General features: G+C 67.9%; 19 protein-coding genes. 10 read left to right on the forward strand and 9 right to left on the reverse strand.

The genetic code is table 11. From position 1 onward, the window contains the following. The coding region (locus AX708_RS15810; protein WP_197426412.1) for an alkaline phosphatase at positions 1 to 660 on the reverse strand (660 nt) is incomplete at its 3' end. Between the two features lie 96 nt (positions 661 to 756). Between AX708_RS15810 and AX708_RS15815 the strand changes: the two genes are divergently transcribed. After that, positions 757 to 1,545, forward strand: a complete 789-nt coding sequence (locus AX708_RS15815) for an exodeoxyribonuclease III (protein WP_066532803.1) — start codon at positions 757 to 759, stop codon at positions 1,543 to 1,545. Positions 1,546 to 1,583: 38 nt separating this feature from the next. Next, positions 1,584 to 2,612, forward strand: coding sequence for a GTP cyclohydrolase II (gene ribA, locus AX708_RS15820; RefSeq protein ID WP_082745716.1), 1,029 nt, complete (start codon positions 1,584 to 1,586; stop codon positions 2,610 to 2,612). A gap of 36 nt (positions 2,613 to 2,648) precedes the next feature. On the opposite strand, the gene AX708_RS15825 is transcribed toward ribA, so the two are convergent. Together AX708_RS15825 and AX708_RS15830 are read right to left on the reverse strand one after the other, a co-directional pair. Beyond that, positions 2,649 to 4,337 (reverse strand): hypothetical protein, encoded by a 1,689-nt coding sequence (locus AX708_RS15825; RefSeq protein WP_156454589.1) that lies wholly within the window; start codon positions 4,335 to 4,337, stop codon positions 2,649 to 2,651. A gap of 200 nt (positions 4,338 to 4,537) precedes the next feature. After that, a complete protein-coding gene (locus tag AX708_RS15830) occupies positions 4,538 to 5,491 on the reverse strand; it encodes a right-handed parallel beta-helix repeat-containing protein (RefSeq protein WP_066532806.1) in 954 nt (317 codons plus the stop codon). Positions 5,492 to 5,660: 169 nt separating this feature from the next. On the opposite strand from AX708_RS15830, the gene AX708_RS15835 reads away from it, so the two are divergent. The 6 genes from AX708_RS15835 to AX708_RS15860 all read left to right on the forward strand — a co-directional run bounded on the left by AX708_RS15835 (position 5,661) and on the right by AX708_RS15860 (position 10,883). Then, on the forward strand, positions 5,661 to 5,954 hold the full coding sequence (locus AX708_RS15835) for a hypothetical protein (protein ID WP_066532807.1): 294 nt from the start codon (positions 5,661 to 5,663) through the stop codon (positions 5,952 to 5,954). Positions 5,955 to 5,963: 9 nt separating this feature from the next. Beyond that, a complete protein-coding gene (locus AX708_RS15840) occupies positions 5,964 to 6,209 on the forward strand; it encodes a hypothetical protein (protein WP_066532810.1) in 246 nt (81 codons plus the stop codon). A gap of 36 nt (positions 6,210 to 6,245) precedes the next feature. Beyond that, on the forward strand, positions 6,246 to 7,448 hold the full coding sequence (locus tag AX708_RS15845) for an acyl-CoA dehydrogenase family protein (protein ID WP_066532811.1): 1,203 nt from the start codon (positions 6,246 to 6,248) through the stop codon (positions 7,446 to 7,448). Positions 7,449 to 7,579: 131 nt separating this feature from the next. Continuing rightward, on the forward strand, positions 7,580 to 8,812 hold the full coding sequence (locus AX708_RS15850) for a CoA transferase (RefSeq protein ID WP_066532812.1): 1,233 nt from the start codon (positions 7,580 to 7,582) through the stop codon (positions 8,810 to 8,812). Beyond that, on the forward strand, positions 8,809 to 10,035 hold the full coding sequence (locus AX708_RS15855; protein ID WP_066532813.1) for an acetyl-CoA C-acetyltransferase: 1,227 nt from the start codon (positions 8,809 to 8,811) through the stop codon (positions 10,033 to 10,035). Before AX708_RS15850 ends, AX708_RS15855 begins: the two co-directional genes overlap by 4 nt. Beyond that, the gene (locus AX708_RS15860; RefSeq protein ID WP_066532815.1) at positions 10,032 to 10,883 is read left to right on the forward strand and encodes a MaoC family dehydratase N-terminal domain-containing protein; all 852 of its coding nucleotides are present in this window, start codon (positions 10,032 to 10,034) and stop codon (positions 10,881 to 10,883) included. The genes AX708_RS15855 and AX708_RS15860 overlap by 4 nt, the downstream gene beginning before the upstream one ends. A 121-nt stretch (positions 10,884 to 11,004) precedes the next feature. Here AX708_RS15860 and ppk2 read toward each other — a convergent pair whose 3' ends face one another. Continuing rightward, the gene (gene ppk2, locus AX708_RS15865; protein ID WP_066532817.1) at positions 11,005 to 11,778 is read right to left on the reverse strand and encodes a polyphosphate kinase 2; all 774 of its coding nucleotides are present in this window, start codon (positions 11,776 to 11,778) and stop codon (positions 11,005 to 11,007) included. Positions 11,779 to 11,831: 53 nt separating this feature from the next. Between ppk2 and phhA the strand changes: the two genes are divergently transcribed. Beyond that, entirely contained in the window at positions 11,832 to 12,770 is a 939-nt protein-coding gene (gene phhA / locus AX708_RS15870) for a phenylalanine 4-monooxygenase (RefSeq protein ID WP_066532819.1), read from the forward strand. Positions 12,771 to 12,875: 105 nt separating this feature from the next. On the opposite strand, the gene AX708_RS15875 is transcribed toward phhA, so the two are convergent. The 4 genes from AX708_RS15875 to AX708_RS15890 form a co-directional block, all read right to left on the reverse strand. Then, the gene (locus AX708_RS15875; protein WP_066532821.1) at positions 12,876 to 13,136 is read right to left on the reverse strand and encodes a hypothetical protein; all 261 of its coding nucleotides are present in this window, start codon (positions 13,134 to 13,136) and stop codon (positions 12,876 to 12,878) included. Positions 13,137 to 13,277: 141 nt separating this feature from the next. Next, on the reverse strand, positions 13,278 to 14,081 hold the full coding sequence (locus AX708_RS15880; RefSeq protein ID WP_066532822.1) for an undecaprenyl-diphosphate phosphatase: 804 nt from the start codon (positions 14,079 to 14,081) through the stop codon (positions 13,278 to 13,280). A gap of 206 nt (positions 14,082 to 14,287) precedes the next feature. Then, complete coding sequence (locus AX708_RS15885; protein ID WP_066532824.1) at positions 14,288 to 16,453, reverse strand: M13 family metallopeptidase; 2,166 nt, start codon at positions 16,451 to 16,453, stop codon at positions 14,288 to 14,290. A 173-nt stretch (positions 16,454 to 16,626) separates the two neighbouring features. Next, the gene (locus AX708_RS15890; protein ID WP_197426279.1) at positions 16,627 to 18,480 is read right to left on the reverse strand and encodes an ABC transporter transmembrane domain-containing protein; all 1,854 of its coding nucleotides are present in this window, start codon (positions 18,478 to 18,480) and stop codon (positions 16,627 to 16,629) included. Between the two features lie 186 nt (positions 18,481 to 18,666). Between AX708_RS15890 and AX708_RS15895 the strand changes: the two genes are divergently transcribed. Then, positions 18,667 to 19,905 carry a polyhydroxyalkanoate depolymerase gene (locus tag AX708_RS15895; RefSeq protein WP_066532826.1) on the forward strand — a complete coding sequence of 413 codons (1,239 nt, stop codon included), beginning with the start codon at positions 18,667 to 18,669 and terminating at the stop codon, positions 19,903 to 19,905. Positions 19,906 to 19,945: 40 nt separating this feature from the next. Here the strand turns inward: AX708_RS15895 and AX708_RS15900 are convergent. Then, positions 19,946 to 21,960 (reverse strand): hypothetical protein (locus AX708_RS15900; RefSeq protein ID WP_233999671.1); only part of this gene is annotated, 2,015 nt, incomplete at its 5' end.

Genomic DNA, 21,960 nt, shown 5'->3' on the forward strand with positions numbered 1-21,960 from the left:
GGACGGCGGGCCGATCCGGCCGCCGTTCTTGCCGTAGAACATCGCGGTGCCCCCGCCGAGCGCGACGTCGAACTTCGCTTCGGCGAGCTGGAGCGCGATGTCCTTGCAGCCCTGCCCCTGCTGGGCGGCCGGGATGTTGGTGTCGGCCTCCCAGTCGCGGTCGGCGGTGTGGGCATAGACGGCGGCCGGGGTCGCGTGGGTGATGCGCGTGGTGGTGACGATCCCGACCGCAAGGCCGCGCGCCTTGGCCTGCTCGCCCAGCGTCGGCAGGCTGTGCGCCAGCGCCTCGCTGCACACGCCCCTCGTGGCCTCGGGCCCGATGCCGAGCACGCCGATGCGGGTCTTCAAACCGGTGTTCATCGCGCTCGCCGTGCCCGCGCTGTCGGCCACCTGCGCGTTGGTGTTGTAGGTCTTGACCAGCGCCACGTTGGGGAATTTCTCGAAGCTGAGCTGGTTTTCCTCGCCCGTCTCCCCGCGTTTCTGCCCGTCATAGATGCGCGCGGCGGTGATGGTGGAAATACCCATGCCGTCACCGATGAACAGGATCACGTTCTTCGCGCGCGGCTCTTCCGGCGGTTTGGCGCGGCGTTCCTTGGCAAGCACCGGGCTGGCGGCGGTCGAGGCGAGGAGCAGGGCGGCGAGGAGCGTGCGGGTGATCATGGCGGGTCTCCGGGTCATTGCCCTGCCCTATCGCGCCGCCGTTTGACGATAAAGTGAAAGCTAGAAGTTTCGCGCGCGGCACCCTAAGTCCGCCCGATGCTGACCGTCGCCACCTGGAACATCAACTCGGCCCGCCTGCGTGTCGGCCTTATCGAAAAGCTGCTGACCGAGGCCGCCCCCGACATCCTGTGCCTGCAGGAGATCAAGTGCGAAAGCCACCTGTTCCCGGCCGAGGCGCTGGCGGCGCTGGGCTACACCCATCAGGCGGTCAGCGGGCAGAAGGGCTATCACGGCGTCGCCACCGTCTCCCGCGTGCCGATCCGCGAAGTCACCCGCCACGACTGGCAGGACAATGGCGAGGCGCGGCACATCGGGGTCGAAGTGGTGGGCAAGGACCTCCTCGTCGAGAACGTCTACATCCCGGCGGGCGGCGACATTCCCGACCGCGATTTGAATCCCAAGTTCGGCCAGAAGCTCGATTTCCTGGGGCGGATGACGCGCTGGGCCGACACGCTCGACAAGCCCACGCTGATCGTCGGCGATTTCAACATTGCCCCGCTCGAAAGCGACGTGTGGAGCCACAAGCAGCTGTTGAAGGTCGTCAGCCACACGCCGATCGAGGTCGAGACGCTGGGGCGGTTCCGGGACGCGCACGGCTGGGTCGATCTCGGCCGCCAGCACATTCCCGCGCCGGAGCGCTATTACTCGTGGTGGAGCTATCGCAATCCGGGCTGGCAGGAGAACGACAAGGGCCGCCGCCTGGATCACATGTGGGCCTCGCCCGAGGTGGCAAAGCAGGCGCGCGCGCACCGCGTGCTGGAAGACGCGCGAGCGTGGGAGCAGCCGTCGGACCACGTGCCCCTGATCACGGAGTTCGACCTCTGAGCACAGGACCCTCACCGGCACGCCGCGCGGCGCAGGCCGTGGACGCCCTGCGCCACGGCTGGCCGCTGGCGTTCGAGGGTGGCCCGGTCCTGCTTCCCGTGGAGACCGCCGCTGCCCCGCAGGCGCGCGCGCCGCAGATGCTGATCTCCGCCGCGCGCGCCGCGACATTAAAGCTCGCCAATCAGAAAGAGGCCGCCGTTCCCCACGCCCCGGTGCTGATCGCGGGCGGCGATGCCTTTACCCTGCGCGACGCCCTGCCCATCGCCGATCCGGCGCTGGACCTCGGCAATCCCCTCAAAGGCCCGTTCAAGGCGGTGAGCCTCGACTGGGCCGAGACCGCCGCGGCCGCCTTGGAACTCGCCCGGATCGCGGGCATCCTCCCCGCCTTCATGGTGGACGCCGAAGCCGCAGGCGAGGCGCTCCCCGTCAGCCTCGGCGATCTGGCGGCCTACGCGAACGCTGGCGCGCTGAGGATCGTCACCCGCGCGCGCCTCCCCGTCAGCGCCTGCGAGGATGCCGAGATCGTCGCCTTCCGCTCCAATGCCGACCTGCGCGAACATGTCGCGCTCGTCATCGGCCGTCAGACCGGCGACCGCCAGCCGCTCGTCCGCCTGCATTCCGAGTGCCTGACGGGCGACATCCTCGGCAGCCTCAAGTGCGACTGCGGCCCGCAATTGGACGCCGCGCTCCACGCGATGGCGCACGAGGCGCGGGACAGCGGCGGCTGGGGCGTCCTCCTCTACATGCGGCAGGAGGGGCGCGGGATCGGGCTCATCAACAAGCTGCGCGCCTACCGGTTGCAGGATCAGGGGTTCGACACGGTCGAGGCCAACCAGCGCCTTGGCCTTCCCGACGAAGCGCGCGATTTTCCCGTGGCGGCGCGGATGCTGGAGCTGCTGGGCGCGCGCGACATCCGCCTCCTCACCAACAACCCGGCGAAAGTCCGCGCGCTCGAGGCGGCGGGGATCACCGTCAGCGAGCGGGTGCCGCACCAGCTCCCCGAGAACCCCCACAACGCGCGCTATCTGGCGACCAAGCGCGACCGGTCGGGGCATTTGCTCACGTGAAGACCGTCAGGATGGCGCGCCACCCATAGCGCCACCCTACCGCGAATGGCGCATGGCGAAGGCGGGATAGCTGTCCGTGTCGCCGCGGCGAATCTGCGCTTCCATCAGGGCGATCGCGGTGTCGACATCGGCACTGTTGGCGCCTGCCTCCTGCGCCAGCTTCAGGCCGTGATAGAAGGTCGCGGGATATTCGGTGGTGTATTCGTAGACCCGCGGATCGTTCACCGGCTTGTCGAAAGCGTGCCACGGCTGGCGCGCAATGTCGGCCGGCAGGCCCACGGCCTGCGCCATCTGCCGCCAGTCGCTGAACCAGCGCCCCTCCAGCCGCGCGGGCAGATTGAGGAAGCAGAACGGCCCGCTCGCGAGGAAGCGCCGCGCCTGGAACCGCTCGGCAAAGGCGGTCTGCAACTCCGACCAGCGCGGATCGCCATGCAGGCGCCGCCCCCAATCGAGCGTATAGGCGATGTAGTTGACGATCATTCCGGTATAGACGCCGGGCCGCTGCCCCGTGCGGATCGAGGGCCAGAAGGTCGGATTGGGCTCGCTGTCGTAGGCGTCTTCTTCCCAGAACATCCCCAATTGCCCCATCCCCGGTACGCCAAGCGCCTTCACCGCGCGCTCGAGGTTGGCGACAAGGATCGCATCGAAACACGCGACCTCCGGCAGCCAGTCCTGCGGCGGCATGGAGCGGAGCAGGGCATAGGCGAGCAGCAGATCGCGCATCGACCACGCCCAGTCGCGGCCCTGCCCCTGATCGACCAGCTTGCCGCTGGCCCCGCGATAATCGGGGGTGACTGTGTTGAGCACGGCGCAGGCGGAGAAGACCTGCTCCTCGACGAAGAAGGGGTGCAATTCGGAAAGCAGGGCCGGAATCAGCGACGGGCACGGGCGGTGGGCGTTGTCGATGTCCCAATCGAACTGCATCCCCGGACTGACCGAGATGATCCGCTCTTCGGGATAGTTCTGATAATATTGCTGTAATTTCAGCGGAATATTGGGCGTGTCGAGCAGCAGCGGCGCGCCGTCGGCCCCGCGCACATGCCACGGGATCGACGCCGCGGTCAGCCCGTAATTCATCGAGACGCGCCGCATCTCGGCGCTGCGTTCCATGATGTAGCGCGCCTGCCGGTGGACGATCGGCCCCACCTCGTCGCGCAGGCCCGTGGTCCCCATGCCCGGCGTGAGCCCGCCCTTGTCGAGCGGCACGTAGTCGGGGACCGGGTCCATGTAGGACCATTCCGACGGGGCCTGCAGCTTGGGCCCGATGCCCCAGGGCAGCAGCATCCCGTAGGACTGCCAGCGATTGAGCTCGCGGTCCGAGACGGGCCAGCTGCGCGATGCGGCCACCCAGCGCTGGAAATCGCCGTGGCCGTAGAGCGCATAATCGCGGCCGAAGACGCTCGCCCGGTAGCTGGCGGCGGGGGTCTCGGCCGCCAGGTTGTTCCAGCGCTGCCGCTCCACCACCACCACATCGAACGGCTTGCCGTCCACCGGAGAGGCCGCCTGCAGATACCAGATCAGCGCCCAGGGCCCCTTGCGCAGGAATACCCGCACGGTGTGGTGCCCCGCCTTGTGCCACTCGGCAGCAGGATCGTCGGCGGTGAAGATCGTGTCGCCAAGTCGCACGGGCGGCGCGGCCGCCGCCTTGGCGGGATCGCGCGGGATGGCACTCCCGCGGGGCCCCACCTGCGCCTGCAAGAGCGTCGACGCGGGACCGGACGACACAAGACCGGGCGCAACGATCGCTGCTGCCCCACCGGCCATCATCAATCGGCGCGACATCATCCTGGGTGTCCTCCGTGGCGCATCGGCTCCGTTCCGATGCGGCGGCTTTCCCACAGCCGGCATCCTGCGGTCAAACCGCCGGCACCGCGCGTCCCACCTTGGAGCGACTGACGCCCCGCCGCTTACCCGAGCCGCATGCCTCAGCGCTGCTCGTACTGCCTGATCCCGCCCGCGATCCGGTTGCCCTGCATCACCACGCGGCTCGCGGTCCAGTCGGCAAGGAAGGCGCTGCTGCGGGTCAGGCCGGGGACGAAGCGGGCCTCGTTGTTCTCGACCCTGAGGCCGTCGGAGGGGTGGAGCAGCTCTTCGGCCCCCAGCGCGATGAAGGCGGAGAAATTCTCCTTGTCGCGGCCCTGCACGAACCAGTTGTCGGCGATCCGGCCGATGCTGCCCGCAGGCAGGTCGATCATGTAGTTGGTGCCTTGGCCGTTGGCGTCGTCGAAGCTGTTGCCCTCGATCACCACCTGCGCCGCGCGTGCCTTGAGGTAGTGGCCGCCCGTGCCTCGCTCGAACCGGCTCTCGCGCACGGTGAGCGCGCCGTAATTGCCGATGTAGATCGAATGCGCGCACCCGGCCGCGTTCTCGCAGGTGCCCAGCCCCGCGAAGGTCGAGCGGGTGATGAAGATGCGGCCCTGCGGGTCGTTGGCGGTGAGGATGCCCTGCTGGCTGTTCTCGAACCGGCCATAGGCGACATTGAGCGCGCCTTTCTCGAGCCGGATGCCCGCCCCGTTGCCGTCGGGTACGCGCAGGCCCGTAAAGGTGATGCCGCGGATCTCCGCGCCGACCCCGCGCAGCACGAAGGCGGCCTTGCCTTCGCAGGCGCGGCCCGCGAAGGTGACGCTGCCGGGCTGCGGCGCCTCGTAGACGATGACGCCAGCCTCCTGCACCGCGCATTGGCGGTAGGTGCCGGGCTGGATGCGAATCGTGCCGCGCCCCGGCCCGATGGCGTTGACCGCTTCCTGCAGGGTACCGAAGCTCTGCCCGGTCTCCACCACGGTGAAAGCCTCGGGCACCGGCTGCGCGACCAGCACCGCGGCGGGCACCAGCGTTGCCGCGGCGAGCGCGTTGAGCGCGAAGGAGGGCTTGCGGGTCATGACGCGCGCGATTCTACCGGCCATTGGTTAAGCCACCATTTGCCGCTTGGCGCCGTTGCCGAATTTGCCGCTTGGCGGCAGGGGGCAGGCATGGCTAAACCCTCCCGCGAACCGGGACGGGGGCATGAGCCCCGCCGTGCCCGCTCATTCGAGAGGAGAGACCCGACCCATGCGCAAGATCGCATCCCTTGCCGCCCTCACCGCCGTCAGCCTGACGCTCGCCGCCTGCGGCAGCGCCGATGATGCCTCGACCGAGGCGAGCGCCGATACGGTCGAGATGCCCGCCGACAGCGCATTGGAGCCGGTGCGCGACGAACCCGTCGCCGACCCCTCGGCCACCGCCACCGACGCGCCCGAGCCCGAGGTGCCCGAGGCCGGCGCGACTGCCGCAGGCGATGCCGCGGCCGCGGTCGCGGGCAAGGCGCTCGAAGCCGCCGGCGAAGGCGAAGACGCGGGCCAGTAAGCCGCCGCGATGCCCCGCGCCTTGCCCCGCGCCCTGCCGCTTGCCCTCGTGCTGGCCCTTGCGCTTGCCGCCTGCGGGAGCGAAAGCGCGCGCCCGCCCGGTGCGGTCAGCCCGGGCGAGGCCAAGGCGCTCGACGAGGCGGCGAGCATGCTCGACCAGCGCCGCCTCCCGCCCGACGCGCTCCCCACCGATGCGCCGCCCGAAACCCCCGCGCCTGCCGAAATGACAGGCGACGCCGCCGAGGCCCGCCGTTAGGCGGGCGAGGCGCCCTCTCACAAGGATGCCGACACGATGAACGCCCCCGCCAACCTCTCCGCCCCCGCCAATCCCGGCATGGACGAGGAAACCTTCGAGCAATTCGCCGAGCAGCTTGCGCGCTATGTCCGCGAACGCCTGATCCCCGCCGAACCGCAGGTGATCGCCGAGGACCGCATTCCCGAGTCAATCATCAATGAAATGCGCGAGATGGGCCTGTTCGGCCTCTCGGTGCCCGAGGAATATGGCGGCGCGGGGCTCAACATGACGCAATATGCCCGCGTCGTGAACATCATGGCCTATGCCGCGCCCGCGTACCGTTCGATCTTCTCGATCAATGTCGGGATGTTTGCGAGCGCGCTGAAGAACGGGGCGACGGACGCGCAGAAGGCCGAGTGGTATCCGAAGATCGCGGAAGGGCGGATCGCCTGCTTCGGCCTGACCGAACCGGGGTCGGGGAGCGATTCAGCCGGGCTTGCGACCACCGCCACGCCCGATCCGGACGGCAACGGGTGGATCCTCAACGGCACCAAGCGTTACATCACCAACGCCCCCCACGCCGATGTCGCGCTGATCATGGCGCGCACCAGCAAGGAAGCGCTGCCAAAGAACGCGCACGTTTCCGCCTTCCTCGTGCCGATGAACGCGCCGGGGGTTTCGACCGGCTCGCCTGACAGGAAGATGGGGCAATCGGGCTCGCACATCTCCGACATCATGCTCGATGATGTGCGCGTGCCGGGCGACGCGCTGCTCGGCGGGGAGACCGGCAAGGGCTTCGTCTTCGCGATGAAGAGCCTCGACAATGGCCGCATCAGCGTCGGCGCAGCGGCGACCGGCTATGCGCGGCGCGCTCTGGACTCGGCGCTGCGCTACGCCAATGAACGCAAGGCGTTTGGCGAACCCATCGCCAATTTCCAGCTGATCCAGCAAATGCTCGCCGACAGCGAGATCGAAATCTACGCCGCCGAAGCGATGATGAAGGACGTGACGGCGCGGGCTGACCGGGGCGAGAACATTCTCGTCAAGGCCGCCGCGTTCAAAGTCTTCGCCTCGGAGATGTGCGGCCGCGTGGTCGACCGCGTGGTGCAGGTCTATGGCGGCGCGGGCTACCTCGCCGAATACGACGCCGAACGCTTCTTCCGCGATGCGCGCATCTACCGCATCTACGAAGGCACGACGCAGATCCTCCAGCTCCAGATCGCCAAGCACATGCTGCGCGAGTGGAAAGAGAATGGTTGAGGCGCCGATGCCCACCCCATTGCAGCTAGGTTCGCTGCGCTCACCAAGCTTCATTCCCCTCCCGCAAGCGGGAGGGGCGCGAGACTTGCGAGCTTGCTCGCTAGTCGCAGCGGGGTGGGCCTCGGCGACCGATGTATAACCTCCTCAACGACCTCTCCATTGTCGAAGTCTCGAGCTTCGTCGCCTCGCCCACGGCGGGGCTCTACTGCGCGCAACTGGGTGCCGAGGTTATCCGGGTCGACCACAAGGCGGGCGGGCTCGATTACAATCGCTACATGCTGACGCGCGAGGGTCGCTCGCTGAGCTGGGAGAACTTGAACCGCGCCAAGAAGTCGGTCGCGCTCGATCTGCAATCGGGTGAGGGGCGCGAATTGCTGGTCGAGCTGGCGGCCAAGGTCGGCCAGTGCATCACCAACCTGCCCGAGCAGAGTTTCCTCAGCCATGCCGCGATGCAGGCCAAGCGCGCGGACATGATCTCCCTGCGCGTCATGGGCTGGCACGACGGGCGGCAGGCGATGGACTTCACGGTCAACGCCGCCGCCGGATACCCGCTGATGTGCGGGCCGGAGGAGTGGGACCCGGCGACCGCCCCCCCCGTCAACCAGGTGCTGCCCGCGTGGGATTTCATAACCGGGGCCTATGGCGCCTTCGCCATGCTCGCCGCGCTGCGCCACCGCGACAGGACCGGCGAGGGCAGCGAGGTGCGCCTGCCGCTGGGCGACGTGGCGATCGGCACCATGGCCAACGCCGGATTGCTCGCCGAAGTGCTCTATCGCGGCGGCGACCGGGAGCGGCTGGGCAATGCCATCTGGGGCGCGTTCGGGCGGGATTTTCGCGCTCGCGATGGCGTCAGGTTCATGGTCGCCGCGCTGACGGCCAAGCAGTGGAGCGGGCTGGTCAAGGCGTTCGGGGTCGAGGACGGCATTGCCGCTTTGGAGGCCGAAGTCGGCGTCCGCTTTGCCGACGGCGACACCCCGCGCTTCCGGCACCGCGCCGCGCTCTTCGCGCTGTTCCAGAGCGCAGCGGACGGGATGGATTACGCCGCCCTCGAAGCCCGCATGACGGCGCAAGGCTGCACCTTCGAACGCTACCGCACCGCCTACGAAGCGGCGAATGATCCGGTGCTGGTGGCGGGCAACCCCCTGTTCGGCCCCGCCCCCGCTAACCCCTCCGGCTTCGCCTATCCCGCGACCCGCAGCTTCGTGAACGTGCCGGGACGCGAAGCAGGCGACCCCGCGCCCGCGCCCTACCTCGGCGAGCATTCCGAACAAGTGCTGGCCGAGAAATTGGGGCTTTCCTCGGGCGCGATCGGCAAGCTGGTCGATGCGGGGACTGTGGCTCTTTCAGACAAGGACAAGACATGACCAGACGCGCCGCCATCTGCACTCCCCTGCGCACGCCCGTCGGCAAGTTCCTCGGCGGCCTCAGCAGCCTCAACGCGGGCCAATTGGGCGCGGTGATCCTCAAGGCGCTGATCGAGCGCTCGGGCATCGATCCGGCGCGGGTCGACGACGTGGTGTTCAGCCAAGGCTACGGCAATGGCGAGGCGCCCGCGATCGGCCACTGGAGCTGGCTCGCGGCGGGCCTGGCCATCGAAGTTCCCGGCTTCCAGCTCGACCGGCGCTGCGGATCGGGCGTGCAGGCGGTGGCGACGGCGGCGATGATGGTCGAGACCGGGATGGCCGATGTCGTGGTGGCGGGCGGGGTCGAGTCCATGTCCAACGTCGAACACTACACCCTCGCCGCGCGCGGGGGCGTGCGGATGGGGGACATGGTGCTGCATGACCGCCTCTCGCGCGGACGGGTGATGAGCCAACCCATCGAACGCTTCGGGGTCATCACCGGCATGATCGAGACGGCGGAAAACCTCGCCAAGGATTACGGCATTTCGCGCGAGGAGGCCGATGCTTTCGCGGTCCGCTCGCACCAGAACGCGGCGCGGGCGTGGGCCGAGGGCAAGTTCGCTGAGCAACTCGTGCCCGTCACCATCCCGAGCCGCAAGGGCGATCCGGTGGTCTTCGACCATGACGAGGGCTATCGGACGGACGCGAGCATGGAAACGCTCGGCAAGCTCGCCCCCATCGATGTGAAGCGCGACCCCGCCGCCATCGTCACCGCCGGCAATGCCAGCCAGCAGAACGACGCCGCGGCCGCCTGTCTGGTGGTCGCCGAGGACAAGCTGGAGGAATTGGGCCTCCAGCCAATGCTGTGGTTCGGTGGCTGGGCGGCGGCAGGCTGCGATCCCTCGCGCATGGGGATCGGGCCCGTGCCCGCGGTCGAGCGCCTGTTCGCGCGGCGCGGCTATAGCTGGGACGATATCGGCCTCGTCGAACTCAACGAGGCCTTCGCCCCGCAGGTGCTCGCCGTGCTCAAGGGCTGGGGCTGGTCGGCGGACGATTCGCGCCGCGACATGCTCAACGTCAACGGCTCGGGCATAAGCCTCGGCCACCCCATCGGCGCGACCGGGGGCCGCATCCTCGCCGACATGGCGCACGAGATGCACCGGCGCGGGGTGCGCTACGGGCTCGAGACCATGTGCATCGGCGGCGGTCAGGGCATCGCTGCAGTGTTCGAGCGGGCGGAATGAGCGATTTCGGCGCCTGGATCGGGCGCGAGAACCGCGCCACGGATCGGCTGGACGAGGCGCTGGCGGCGCGCTGGCTCGCCACCTTCGACCTGGCGAGGCCCGATCCGCCGATCATGCCGCAGGGCATCCACTTCGCGCTCAGCACCCCGCAGGCCCCCACTGCCGCGTTGGGCGAGGATGGCCACCCTGCACGCGATGACAGCCAGCAAAGCTTCCTGCCGCCATTCCCCATGCCGCGCCGGATGTGGGCCTCCTCAAAGATCGCCTTCCATGCCCCCATCGCCATCGGCGCGGTGATCGAGCGCCGTAGCCGGATCGCCGGCGTCAGCGAGAAGGAAGGCGGGTCGGGCCGACTCGCCTTTGTCGACGTCGAGCATGTCACCAAGGCCAATGGCACCATCGCGGTGATCGAGACCCAGACGCTGGTCTATCGCGAGGCCGCCGCGCCCGATGCGCCGCTGAGCCCGCCGCCGCCGGGCGAGGGCAGCTTCGATCCCTCGGACTGGGATGCGCAACGCACCCTCACCCCCGACGCCCGGCTGCTGTTCCGCTACTCGGCGCTGACCTTCAACACGCACCGCATCCATTACGATGCGCCCTATGCGGAAGGGGTCGAGCGCTATCGCGGCCTCGTCGTCCACGGCCCGCTGACCGCGAGCCTACTGCTGCAACTCGCGGCGCGCGCATTGGGAGAGAACCGCCTGCGGACGTTCAGCTTCCGGGGCCTCTCCCCCGCCATCGCGGGCGAGCCGCTGCATCTGGTGATGCGCGCCAAGGACGAGGGCTACGAGCTGGCGGCATTTGCGGCAGATGGCCGGCAGGTGACGGCGGCGAGCGCAGACCTCTGACCCTCGTCATTGCGAGGAGGGTCGAACCTGTTCGACCGGACGAAGCAATCCATGACCGGACCTCGAAGTGGCTGGCTTCGGCCCATGGGTCGCCGCGTCGCTGCGCTCCTCGCGATGACGATCAGATTTCGAAATCGGGAATCGGCTTCAGCTCCTTGAACTTCTCCTTCGCGGGCTTGCGGCCAAGCTCCGGGAAGTCGATCGCCTCGGGCTCCTCATGCGTGTCGGGCACCCGCGAGAGGAGGTCGCGCACCAGCGTCAGCCGCCCGCGCCGCTGGTCGTTGAAATCCACCAAAGTCCACGGCGCGTGTGCGGTGTGGGTCGCCTTGAGCATCGCCTCGCGCGCCTTGGTGTAATCGTCGTATTTCTCCCGCGCGGCGAGGTCGATCGGGGAGAGCTTCCAGCGCTTCAGCGGATCCTCCAGCCGCTCACGCAGCCGCTCCTCCTGCTCCGCCTGATCGGTGGCGAGCCAGTATTTGAACAGCAGGATACCGTCATCGACCAGCAGCTTCTCGAAGGCGGGCACGGCCTTGAGGAAGGCCTCGACCTGCTCTGCGCTCGCATAGCCCATCACCTTCTCGACGCCCGCACGGTTGTACCAGGAGCGGTCGAACAGCACGATCTCGCCCGCGGTGGGCAGGTGGGCGACATAGCGCTGGAAATACCACTGTCCGAGCTCCGCCTCGGTCGGCTTGCCCAGCGCCACGGTGCGGCACTGGCGCGGGTTGAGGCTGTCGCGCACCGCGGTGATCGCGCCGCCCTTGCCCGCGGTGTCGCGCCCCTCGAACAGCACCACCACCCGCGCGGCCGTAGCCTTGACCCAGCGCGCCATGCTGACCAGCTCGAGCGTCAGCGGCTCGAGCGCCGCTTCATATTCCTTGCGCTTCATGCCCATCCGGCAACCCTCCCGTTTGTCCTTGCCGGGCGAAAGTAGTATCACCTGCAACCATGGCGACTCTCGCAGACCCCCGACCCGATTTTGCCACCCTGCCGCAAATGGCGGCGGAAGTCTTCACCGCGCCGCTCGCGCGCCCGGCGCATGTCGGCGAGGACTGGCTGGAGCCGGCGCAGACCGCCTATTCGGCCGAGGATCACGCCGTGTGGGACGATCTCTTCGCCCGCCAGATGGAGGTGCTTCCCGGCCGCGCGTGCAGCGCCTTCATGGCGGGCTTGGAGAAGCTCGATCTCGGGCGCGGCGGCATTCCCGAATTCGGGCAGCTGTCGGAGGAGTTGGGCGCGCTCACCGGGTGGAGCGTCGTGCCGGTGCCGATGCTGATCCCCGATCACGTGTTCTTCTGGCACCTCGCCAACCGGCGCTTTCCGGCGGGCAATTTCATCCGCACGCGCGAGACCTTCGACTATATCGAGGAGCCCGACGTCTTCCATGACGTGTTCGGCCACGTGCCGATGCTGACCGACCCCACCTATGCCGATTACATGCAGGAATATGGCCGCGCCGGGTGGAAAGCGATGCGCTACAACCGGCTGAAGGCCTTGGGCGCGCTCTACTGGTACACGGTCGAATTCGGGCTGATCGAGGAAGCGGGCGAGGTGCGCGCATTTGGCGCCGGAATCCTGTCAGGGCCGACCGAGGCGCGCTTCGCGGTCGAGGCCGAGAGCCCCAACCGCATCATGCTCAACGTCGACCGGGTGATGCGCACCGATTACGTCATCAGCGACCTGCAACCGACCTATTTCGTGATCGAGAGCTTCGCCGATCTCTACCGCCAGACGGTAGAGCGCGATTTCGACCGGCTCTATCGCAGCCTGCCGGCGGGCTTCACCTATGCCAACTCGGCGGTGATCGATGTCGACAATGTGCTGCACCGCGGCACGCAGGAGTATCACCTGCGCGGCGGGCGGGGGAGCGGGGCTACTCCGGTCTAAATATCGAGGCCGCAGGCCTCGCAAGGCCGAATGGCCGCCCGCGCTTATGCGAGGAAAGCCAAGGCGGACGGACGTCCGCCGCCCGGCGTCTGAGGGCGAAACAAATTACGCCTTGGCGCGACGCCGCGTGAAGATCGCGTGGTAGAGCACCAGCGCCGCAACGGTTGCCGCCAGCGCGACGCCGAGGCCGAGGAACGAGAGGCTGCCGATCATCGTCCCCTCATTGGCGATCTCGCCGGTCACGACCGAAACGATCATCCCCAGCCCCACCTGACGCAGGATGCTGCCCGGCGCCTCGGTCCGCGCGAGGATCGAGGCCAGCCAGCCCAGAGTTGCCCCCAACACGATCAGCACCAGCAACGCCATTTTGTCCGAAGTCTCCGAGAGGTCGCCCGCCTGACATTTTCGTCAGCGCGGTTCGCCTTCCTAACCAGCGGCAGCGCGGCTGGTTCCAGAAAAGTGCTTCTTTGCGGGCCACCTTCGGTGACGCAGACAGCGAACAACAACTTAAGCCAGCGTCAGCCACGCAAGGCCCGCAGCGCCGAGCACAATGCGGTACCAGGCGAAGGGGGCAAAGCCGATCTTCGTCACCACCGCGACGAACAGCTTCACCACCACCAGCGCGGTGACGAAGCCCACCGCCGAACCGATCGCGATCAGCTGCAGGTCATCGCCCGTCAGCCCGCTGCCGTGCTTGTAGAGCTGGTAGACGGTCGCCCCCGAAAGCGTCGGCACGGCGAGGAAGAAGCTGAATTCGGCCGCGGTCTTGCGGTCCACCCCGAAGGCCATCGCGCCGAGGATCGTCGCGCCCGAACGGCTCACCCCGGGGATCATCGCGAGGCACTGGACGATCCCGATCAGGATCGCGGTGCGCAAGGGGACGCCCGACACGCCGGGGCCTTCCGCGGGCGGGTTGGCCCAGCGCTCGATGGCGAGGATCGCGACGCCGCCCACGATCAGCGCCCAGCACACCAGCACCGCATTGCCGAGCATCGTCTCGATGATGTCGCCGAAGGCGAGGCCGAGGATCACCGCCGGGAAGAACGCGACCAGGAGGTTGCGCAAGAAGGCAAGCGCGCCCTTCTCGAAGCCGAACAGGCCCTTGGCCACGTCCCAGAAGGTGCGCCAGTAGAGCACCACGATCGCAAAGATCGCGGCGGGCTGGATGGCGATGTTGAACACCTCCCACTGGCTCTGGTCGAAGCCCAGAAATTCGGTGGCGAGGATGAGGTGCCCGGTCGAGGAGACGGGCAGGAATTCGGTCAGCCCCTCGAGGATGCCGAGCAGGATTGCAGCCAGGGTGTCGGTCATGGGCGCACCGCTTCGACGAGGGTGGCGGCCAAGTCAAACGCAAAAGGCCCGCTCCGGCGGAGGAGCGGGCCTCTGAGGCGCATACTGCCCGGCCCGCCGAAGGACGGGCCGCAAGCGCACGGCGCGAGCCGCAGGTGCTCAAGCAAGCAGGGCTTGAAACAGCACCGGGGACCTGCCCGCGGAGGCGGGCAGGCAACCAAGGGTCATCACCAGATGCGCACGCGCTGTTCGGGCGGCAGGTACATCGCATCGCCCGGCTTGACGCCGAAGGCTTCGTACCATTCGTCGAGGTTCCGCACGACGCCGTTGACGCGGTATTCCTCGGGGCTGTGCGGGTCAGTGCGCAGGCGGTTGCGGTAATTGTCCTCGCGCTGGGTCGAACGCCACACCTGCGCCCAGGCAAGGAAGAAGCGCTGGTCGCCGGTCAGGCCGTCGATCACCGGCACGTCCTTGCCCTTGGTCGCGATCTTGTAGGCGCGGTAGGCCATCGAGAGCCCGCCGACATCGCCGATGTTCTCGCCCAGCGTGAAGCGGCCGTTGACGCAGGTCTTGCCCGCGTCGAACGGGCAGAAGGCATTGTACTGCGCGACCAGACGGTCGGTCAGCCCGTCGAAGGCCTTACGGTCGTCGTCGGTCCACCAGTTGCGCAGGGTGCCGGTGGCATCGGACTTGGAGCCCTGGTCGTCGAAGCCGTGGCCGATCTCGTGGCCGATCACCCCGCCGATCGCGCCGTAATTGACCGCGATGTCGTTGGTCAGCGCGAAGAACGGCTGCTGGAGGATGCCGGCGGGGAAGACGATCTCGTTCTTCACCGAGTTGTAATAGGCGTTCACCGTCTGCGGCAGCATACCCCATTCGGTGCGGTCGACCGGCGCGCCAAGCTTGGCGATATTGTCCGCCCGGCCCCAGCGGGCCGCCGCCATGCGGTTGGCGATCGGGTTGCCCGGCGTGATCGCGAGCCCCTCGTAGGTCTCGAGATTGGGGCGGTAGCCGATCTTGGGATCGAAGCTGGCGAGCTTGGCGCGGGCCTCGGCCTTGGTGGCCTCGCTCATCCACTTGATCTCGGTGAGCGATTCGCCGAGCGCGAGGCGCAGGTTGGCCACGAGCTCGTCCATCGCCGCCTTGTTTTCGGGCGGGAAGTAACGCGCGACATATTCCTTGCCGACCAGCTCGCCGAGCAAGCCCTCGGTCTCGCCGATCGCCCGCTTCCAGCGCGGGCGCTGTTCGGGGGTGCCGAGCAGGGTCTTGTTGTAGAAGGCGAAGCGCGCATCATCGAAGCGCTTGGGCAGGACCGGTGCATGGGCCGAGAGGAACTCCTTGGCCATCCACGCCTGCAAGGTCGCCGGCGCGGTCTCGCTCAGCAGCGCGAACATGCCCGGCAGGCCCGTGCCGATCTTGGCGAGGGTCGCATCGCCGATCTTCTTTGCGGCGATCTCTTCGGCCGTGGGCGGCATCAGGCTGACGAGGAAGCCCGGGCTCTGCGCGATCCCGATCTTGGCGAGCATCTGGGCGACCGGCACCTTGCCGCCGATCGCGGTGAGTTCCTGCGCGGTGAGCAGGTTGTAGGTGAGGTCGCGGTCGCGGCGCACTTCCCGGTCCCAGGTGACTGTGCGCGCGATCCGGTCTTCGAAGGCGTAGACGGATTCGGCCGCGGCGACCGGATCCTGATAACCCGCCTCGCCCAGCAGGAAGGCGAGATAGGCCTTGTACTTTGTCTGGACCGCTTTGCCCTTCTCGGTGGTGTCGAGATAGTAGTCGCGATCAGGCAGGCCGAGCCCGCCGAAGCCGACGCTGGCGATCTGGCGGTCGGGCTGCTTGGCGTCAATCGTCACGAAGGCGCTGAGCGGGCTGGGAATGCCGGGCTCGGCCCACAGCATCGCCAGCTGGTCGAGCGTGGTCGCGCCGTAGATGCGCGTGAGATAGGGGTAGGTCGGGACAAGGCCCGCCTTCTCGATCCCGTCGGTATCGAGATAGGCGCGATAGGTTTCGAGGATGCGTGTCTGGTCGCCCGAAAGGGTGGCCGGGTCCTTGGCGGACAGATCGTCGATCAGCGCCTTGACGTCGGCGGTGCTCTTCTCGCCGAGCAGGGTGAAGGCACCGAGGCGGCTGAATTCGGGCGGGAGCGGGTTGGCGTCGATCCACTTCTTGTTGGCATAGGCGTTGAAATCGTCGCCCGGCTTGATGTCGGCGGCGAGGTAGGCCGGATCGAAGCCCCACTTGCCGAAGCTGATGGTGGGCAGCGCGGGCGCGGCCGCGGTTTCGGCGCCCTGCAGGGTATCGGCCTGCGCGTCATGGACATGGTCGTCGGCAAAGGCGGGGTTCGCCAGCGCGAGGAGGCTCGCGCCGAGAAGGGCGGCGGTCTTGTGGATCATGTGCGTCTTCGGTCCCTGTGAAGCGGCGACAGGATGTCGCATGGCGTAACAGTAACGTCGCAAAGCCCGAAGGGTTGCGCTTCGTCGACGCGCAGCGCGGTTCGTCGAATTGTTTGGCGGCCACCTGCGGTGGCGTAGACCTCCCGCCAGTCCGCGTCAGCAAACCGCGAAAACTACGCCGCGTCGGCGGCGAATTGCAGCCTGGCAAGGCGCGCATAGAGCCCGCCCGCCTTGGTCAGCACCTCGTGCGTGCCCTGCTCGACGATCCGGCCCTCGTCGAGCACCACGATCCGGTCCGCCGCGCGCACCGTGGCGAGGCGGTGGGCGATCACCAGCGTGGTGCGGTTCTGCATCAGGCCTTCCAGTGCCTGCTGGACGAGCTGCTCGCTCTCGGCATCCAATGCACTGGTCGCTTCGTCGAGCAGCAGGATCGGCGCATCGCGCAGCAGCGCGCGGGCGATGGCGACGCGCTGTTGCTGCCCGCCCGAAAGCTGGGTCCCGCCCTCGCCCAGATGGGTGTCGAGCCCCTGCGGCAGCGCGCGCAGGAAGCTTTCGGCATTGGCGGCGCGGGCGGCCTGCCAGATCTGCTCGTCGGTCGCGTCCCACTTGCCGTAGCGCAGATTGTCGCGCGCATTGGCGCTGAACAGCACGCCCACCTGCGGGACCAGCGCGATGCGCGAGCGGATTTCGGCGGGGTCGGCGCTGGTCAGCGGCACGCCGTCCAGGCGGATGGTGCCTCCTTGCGGGTCGTAGAACCGCTCGACTAGCTGGAAGATCGTCGACTTGCCCGCGCCAGAGGGGCCGACGATGGCGACCGTTTCGCCCGGCTCGATCTCGAGCGTGAAGTCGCGCAAGGCCGCCGCCTCGGGGCGTGCGGGATAGCGGAAGGTGACATTGCGGAAGGACAGGCTGCCGCGCGCGGGTTCCGGCAGGCGCTCGGGCCGCGCGGGCGGCGCGATTTCGGGGCGGGCCTCGAGCAGTTCCGCCAGCCGGCTCGCAGCGCCCGCGCCGCGCAGCAGATCGCCATAGACCTCGGTGAGCGCCCCCAGCGCGCCTGCGACGAGGCCGCCGGTCAGCACGAAGGCGGCAATGGTGCCGCCGCTGATCTCGCCCGCCGCCACCGCCAGCGCACCGCGCCACATCACCAGCACCACGCCGCCGAAGACGAGCATGATCACCACCGTCGTCATCGCCGCGCGCAGCAGGATGCGGCGCTTGGCGGTCTCGAAGGTGCCTTCGACCACGCTGGCGAAGCGCTCGCCCTCGCGCCGTTCCTGCCCGAAGCTCTGGACGATCTTCATCGCCGAGAGCACTTCGGTGACATAGGCGCCGACGTCCGCGATGCGGTCCTGGCTGGTGCGCGAAACCGCGCGGATCTTGCGCCCGAAATAGACGATCGGGATCACGATCGCCGGAATGCCGATCAGCAGGCCGAGGGTGAGGGAGGGCGCGAGGTAGACCAGAAAGCCGATCCCGCCGATCCCGGTCAGCGTATTGCGCAGCGCGACCGAGACGGTGGTGCCCACCACGTTCTCGATGATCGCAGTGTCCGAGGTCATCCGGCTCGAGATTTCCTTGGGGCTGTTGACCTCGTAGAACCCGGGCGAGAGGCGCAGCAGGTTGTTCTGCACCTTCAGGCGGATGTCGGCGACCACGCGCTCGCCGATCCAGCTCACGAAATAGAACCGCATCGCCGTGCCGAGGCCGAGGATCGCGACGATCATCAGCAGATACTGGAAGGCGTGGCCGATCTGCGCCGGGTCCGCCCCGCCCGCAAAGGCGCTGTCGATGATGACCTTGAAGCGGTATGGGATCGCCAGCGTGGCCGCCGAGGTGATGACCAGCGCGATCAGCGCGAAGGTGATCTGGCGGGGGTATTCGAGCGCGGTGCCGAACACCATGCGCAAGGGCGCAAGGCTGCGCGACTTGGGCGCAGGCTCGACCGGTCCCGACACCACCGCCACCGCCGGTTCGGGCATGGCGTCGGAGGTCTGGGGCGCGTCGTGCGGGGGGTGTTCGCCGTGCATGGTCGCTGGCCTCTAGACCCTTGCCGCGCCGATTTCACGTGCAAAAAGCGGGTAGCCCGCGCGCATACCCGGCAAGACGGGCGGGATTGTGCATTGCACAATGTCCGCCGAGCGGCCATCTTGGCTCCAAGCGGCATCCGCTCACGAGGCGCCGCACCCGTTCGTTTCGCGTCATGAGGTCCTCCCATGCTCTACTTCGCCTACGAGATGCAGCGCAGCTGGATGAACAGCGCGAGCGCCCTCGCCTCGATCGGGTCCGAGATTTTGTCGAACCCCGTCAACCCCTTGGGCTATACCGGCTTCGGCCCGATGGCGGCCAGCGCGCTCGATGTCTTCGCCCATGCGACCGCCAGCTACGACAAGCCCGAGTTCGGCATCCGTGAAATCGCGGTGAAGGGCCAGTGCTATCCTGTCTCCGAATCGACCGTGCTGCGCCGCCCCTTCGGCGACCTGAAGCGCTTCCGTGTCGAGGGCCTCGGCAAGGATCGCCCGCGCCTGTTGATCGTCGCCCCGATGAGCGGCCACTACGCCACGCTGCTGCGCGGCACGGTCGAACGGATGCTCGAAAGCTGCGAGGTGTTCATCACCGACTGGGCCGATGCCAAGATGGTGCCCGCCGATCGCGGCGACTTCGACCTCGATGACTATATCGACTATCTGATCCAGTTCCTCGAGCACATCACGACCAAAAACGACGGCCGCCGCGCGCACATGATGGCGGTGTGCCAGCCTTCGGTTCCCGCCTTCGCGGCGACCGCGCTGCTCAATCTGCGCAAGTCCCCCGCCGCGCCGTTGACGCTGACCATGATGGGCGGCCCGATCGACACGCGCGAGTGCCCGACGGTGGTCAACAACATGGCGATGCAGCGCCCGATCGAATGGTTCCGCCAAAGCGTGATCGCGACGGTGCCCTTCAAGTACCCGGGTGCCGGCCGGCGGGTTTATCCGGGCTTCATGCAGCTTTCGGCCTTCATGAGCATGAACCTCAGAAGCCACATGATGAGCCACTACGAGATGTTCAAACACCTCACTGCAGGCGACGAGGCCAGCGCGCAGGCGACCAAGGATTTCTACGACGAATACCGCTCGGTCTGCGACATGACCGCCGAGTTCTACCTCCAGACGGTGGAGGAGGTGTTCCAGAAGCACTCGATCCCCAAGGGCGAGTTCCGCCACAAGGGCGAGCTCGTCGACATCACGCAGATCACCGACACCGCACTCCTCGCCATCGAGGGCGAGCGCGACGATATTTCGGGCCTCGGCCAGACCAAGGCGGCGCTCAAGCTGACGCCGAACCTCGCCGAAGAGAAGAAGCGCTACTACATGGCCGAGGGCGCGGGGCACTACGGCATCTTCAACGGCAGCAAGTGGCGCACCAAGGTCGCGCCGGTGGTCGAGGAATGGATCGCCGCCCACCCCGGCTGAGCGAACCGGGCGGGCGGAGGGCCACTCCGCCCGCAGCCGGTCAGATGATCTCCTCCTGGTCGACTGCGAAGGGTTTGCCCGGGAAGGGACGGCGCGAGCCGAACAGCACGTCCACCGCTCCGCTGGGCGCGCGGAAGGGATACAGCTCCCCGTTGGGCCGCACCGGACGGGGATTGACCGCATAGGTCAGGATCGCCTTGCCGTTGTAGTCCATGATCGAGATGAAGGGCGCATTCACTGCCAGCCCCGGCCCCCGGCCGCCGAAACCGCCCTGATTGAACGAGACCGAGCCGGTGACCGGATCGACCAGACGGCTGTCGGTGAAGCTGTACTGCACATCCCCCGTGGGCCAGGCGAAGGTGATGCGGCGATCACCCCGGCTGACCAGCCACAGGTCGTCCGAAGCCGTCGAGGTGGCGTTGACCTGCGCGAAGTTCGGGTTGCGGCCCGCGGAGAAGGCGAACAGCGGGGTCGCCGACACCGTCTTGCCCACCGGCGAGGTCGGGAAGGTCAGCCCCTGCACATTGAACCCGCGCACCGTCCCGTCCATCGTCGCGACATAAGCCCGACTGCGGGCGAGATAGCGCTCGGGCTCGGCGCCCGACCAGTCCTCGCGCGGGGAGCGCCGGACGTACTCGAAATAGTCGAGGCTGCGGGTGTTGATGTAGCCGTTGGCCATGATCCCGGCGCTGACCCCAGTCGGCTGGGCGACGCTGAGCGTGGTCGTCACCACCGGGCGCTGGCTGGGCACGGCGGTGAAGCTGAACGGGAATTTCGCCCCGTCGGTCAGCGAGGCGTCGAGCGTGCGGTTGAAGTTGGCCTGCGTGGTCAGGTAGAGATCGCGGTAGTGCTGGTAGAGCGGCGTCATGTCGACGAAGCTCACCCGCCCTTCCGCGCGCGATGCGACCACCGCATAACCGCCCGAGGCCAGCTGGTGCCACATGACATCGCCCGCCGGATAGACCGGGTTCACGCCCCGCCACAGGTCGCGCACCGACTGCCGCGACAGATCGCCGCGCGCCGGATCGTCATTGTCTCCGAAGCCGCGGGTGTTCTGGAGATAGAGGTTGTTCGACACGTCGATGCTGGTCGGCGCGGCGAAGGGCAGGTCGACGAAGCCGAGCAGCTTCATCCCCCGGTTGGTCCACGCCCCCGGCGTGCCCCAGTACCAGCGGGTGTTCTGGGTCTGAGAGGGGCTGCCGACCGCCATCTGGCGCGGGCGCAGGGCGATGAAGGCGAGCTTGCCGGTCACGGTGTTGGTGTCCCAGACGCTCACCACGAGGAACTCGTTGTAGGGAGTCACCGCCATCGCCGTCGGGACCATGCCCGCAGGCAGGCGGATGCCGGCCGGGTCGAAGAACTCGGGCGCCGAGTTGCCGACGACCGTCGGAAGGATGGTTCCGTCCCGGAAAGCGGCAAAGCCGATCTGGCTCGAATTGGCGCGGCCGCGGGTGATCGCGGTGGGCACCAGCGGCAGATCGGGTCGGCGGCTGGCGACCGCTTCGCGCACCTGCGGATTGGCGCGCGCGGCGATGTTGTTGCGCACCCAGAAGTCGCCGTCCCATTGGCCGAACATGCGCATGCACAGCCCGCCGGAAGGTTCGAAGACAAGGCCGTCCGCCCCCTTGAAGTTGCCGATGCCAAAGCGGAAATCGGCGTCCTGCGGATTGTCCGGCAGATAGGCGAAGGCGCCGCCGACCAGCCACGCGGGGCCCTCCATGCCGCGCGCCCGCGCTTCCTGGTCGCTGCGCGGCAGATCGGCAGGCGCGGCACATTTCGCGCGCTCGGCGGCATTGTTTTCGGCAAAGGTGCCGAACGGCCACAGCCCGAACCCGCTGGTCTGGTCCGGCCCCCACAAGGTGGCCGCGCTGTTGGTGGCATTGCCGAAATCCGCCGCCGTCGGCCCGAGGCGGTAGTCCATGATCGCGGGCGTGTTGTAATTGTTGGCGACGCGGATGTACTCGTTGCGGTTGATCGTGCCGTCATTGTTGAGGATCAGCTCGCGCCACTGCCCGATCTGGCGCCTGTCTCTTATACACATCTGACGCTGCCGAC

Source organism: Erythrobacter sp. CCH5-A1 (genome assembly GCF_001557115.1).
Classification (GTDB): Bacteria; Pseudomonadota; Alphaproteobacteria; order Sphingomonadales; family Sphingomonadaceae; genus Erythrobacter.

Bases quoted from the DNA above. Each gene is read 5' to 3' on its own strand.
- AX708_RS15815 (WP_066532803.1), top strand. From the start codon at position 757: ATGCTGACCGTCGCCACCTGGAACATCAACTCGGCCCGCCTGCGTGTC.
- AX708_RS15830 (WP_066532806.1), bottom strand. From the start codon at position 5,491: ATGACCCGCAAGCCCTCCTTCGCGCTCAACGCGCTCGCCGCGGCAACG.
- AX708_RS15835 (WP_066532807.1), top strand. From the start codon at position 5,661: ATGCGCAAGATCGCATCCCTTGCCGCCCTCACCGCCGTCAGCCTGACG.
- AX708_RS15840 (WP_066532810.1), top strand. From the start codon at position 5,964: ATGCCCCGCGCCTTGCCCCGCGCCCTGCCGCTTGCCCTCGTGCTGGCC.
- AX708_RS15845 (WP_066532811.1), top strand. From the start codon at position 6,246: ATGAACGCCCCCGCCAACCTCTCCGCCCCCGCCAATCCCGGCATGGAC.
- AX708_RS15850 (WP_066532812.1), top strand. From the start codon at position 7,580: ATGTATAACCTCCTCAACGACCTCTCCATTGTCGAAGTCTCGAGCTTC.
- AX708_RS15855 (WP_066532813.1), top strand. From the start codon at position 8,809: ATGACCAGACGCGCCGCCATCTGCACTCCCCTGCGCACGCCCGTCGGC.
- AX708_RS15860 (WP_066532815.1), top strand. From the start codon at position 10,032: ATGAGCGATTTCGGCGCCTGGATCGGGCGCGAGAACCGCGCCACGGAT.
- ppk2 (WP_066532817.1), bottom strand. From the start codon at position 11,778: ATGGGCATGAAGCGCAAGGAATATGAAGCGGCGCTCGAGCCGCTGACG.
- phhA (WP_066532819.1), top strand. From the start codon at position 11,832: ATGGCGACTCTCGCAGACCCCCGACCCGATTTTGCCACCCTGCCGCAA.
- AX708_RS15875 (WP_066532821.1), bottom strand. From the start codon at position 13,136: ATGGCGTTGCTGGTGCTGATCGTGTTGGGGGCAACTCTGGGCTGGCTG.
- AX708_RS15880 (WP_066532822.1), bottom strand. From the start codon at position 14,081: ATGACCGACACCCTGGCTGCAATCCTGCTCGGCATCCTCGAGGGGCTG.
- AX708_RS15885 (WP_066532824.1), bottom strand. From the start codon at position 16,453: ATGATCCACAAGACCGCCGCCCTTCTCGGCGCGAGCCTCCTCGCGCTG.
- AX708_RS15890 (WP_197426279.1), bottom strand. From the start codon at position 18,480: ATGCACGGCGAACACCCCCCGCACGACGCGCCCCAGACCTCCGACGCC.
- AX708_RS15895 (WP_066532826.1), top strand. From the start codon at position 18,667: ATGCTCTACTTCGCCTACGAGATGCAGCGCAGCTGGATGAACAGCGCG.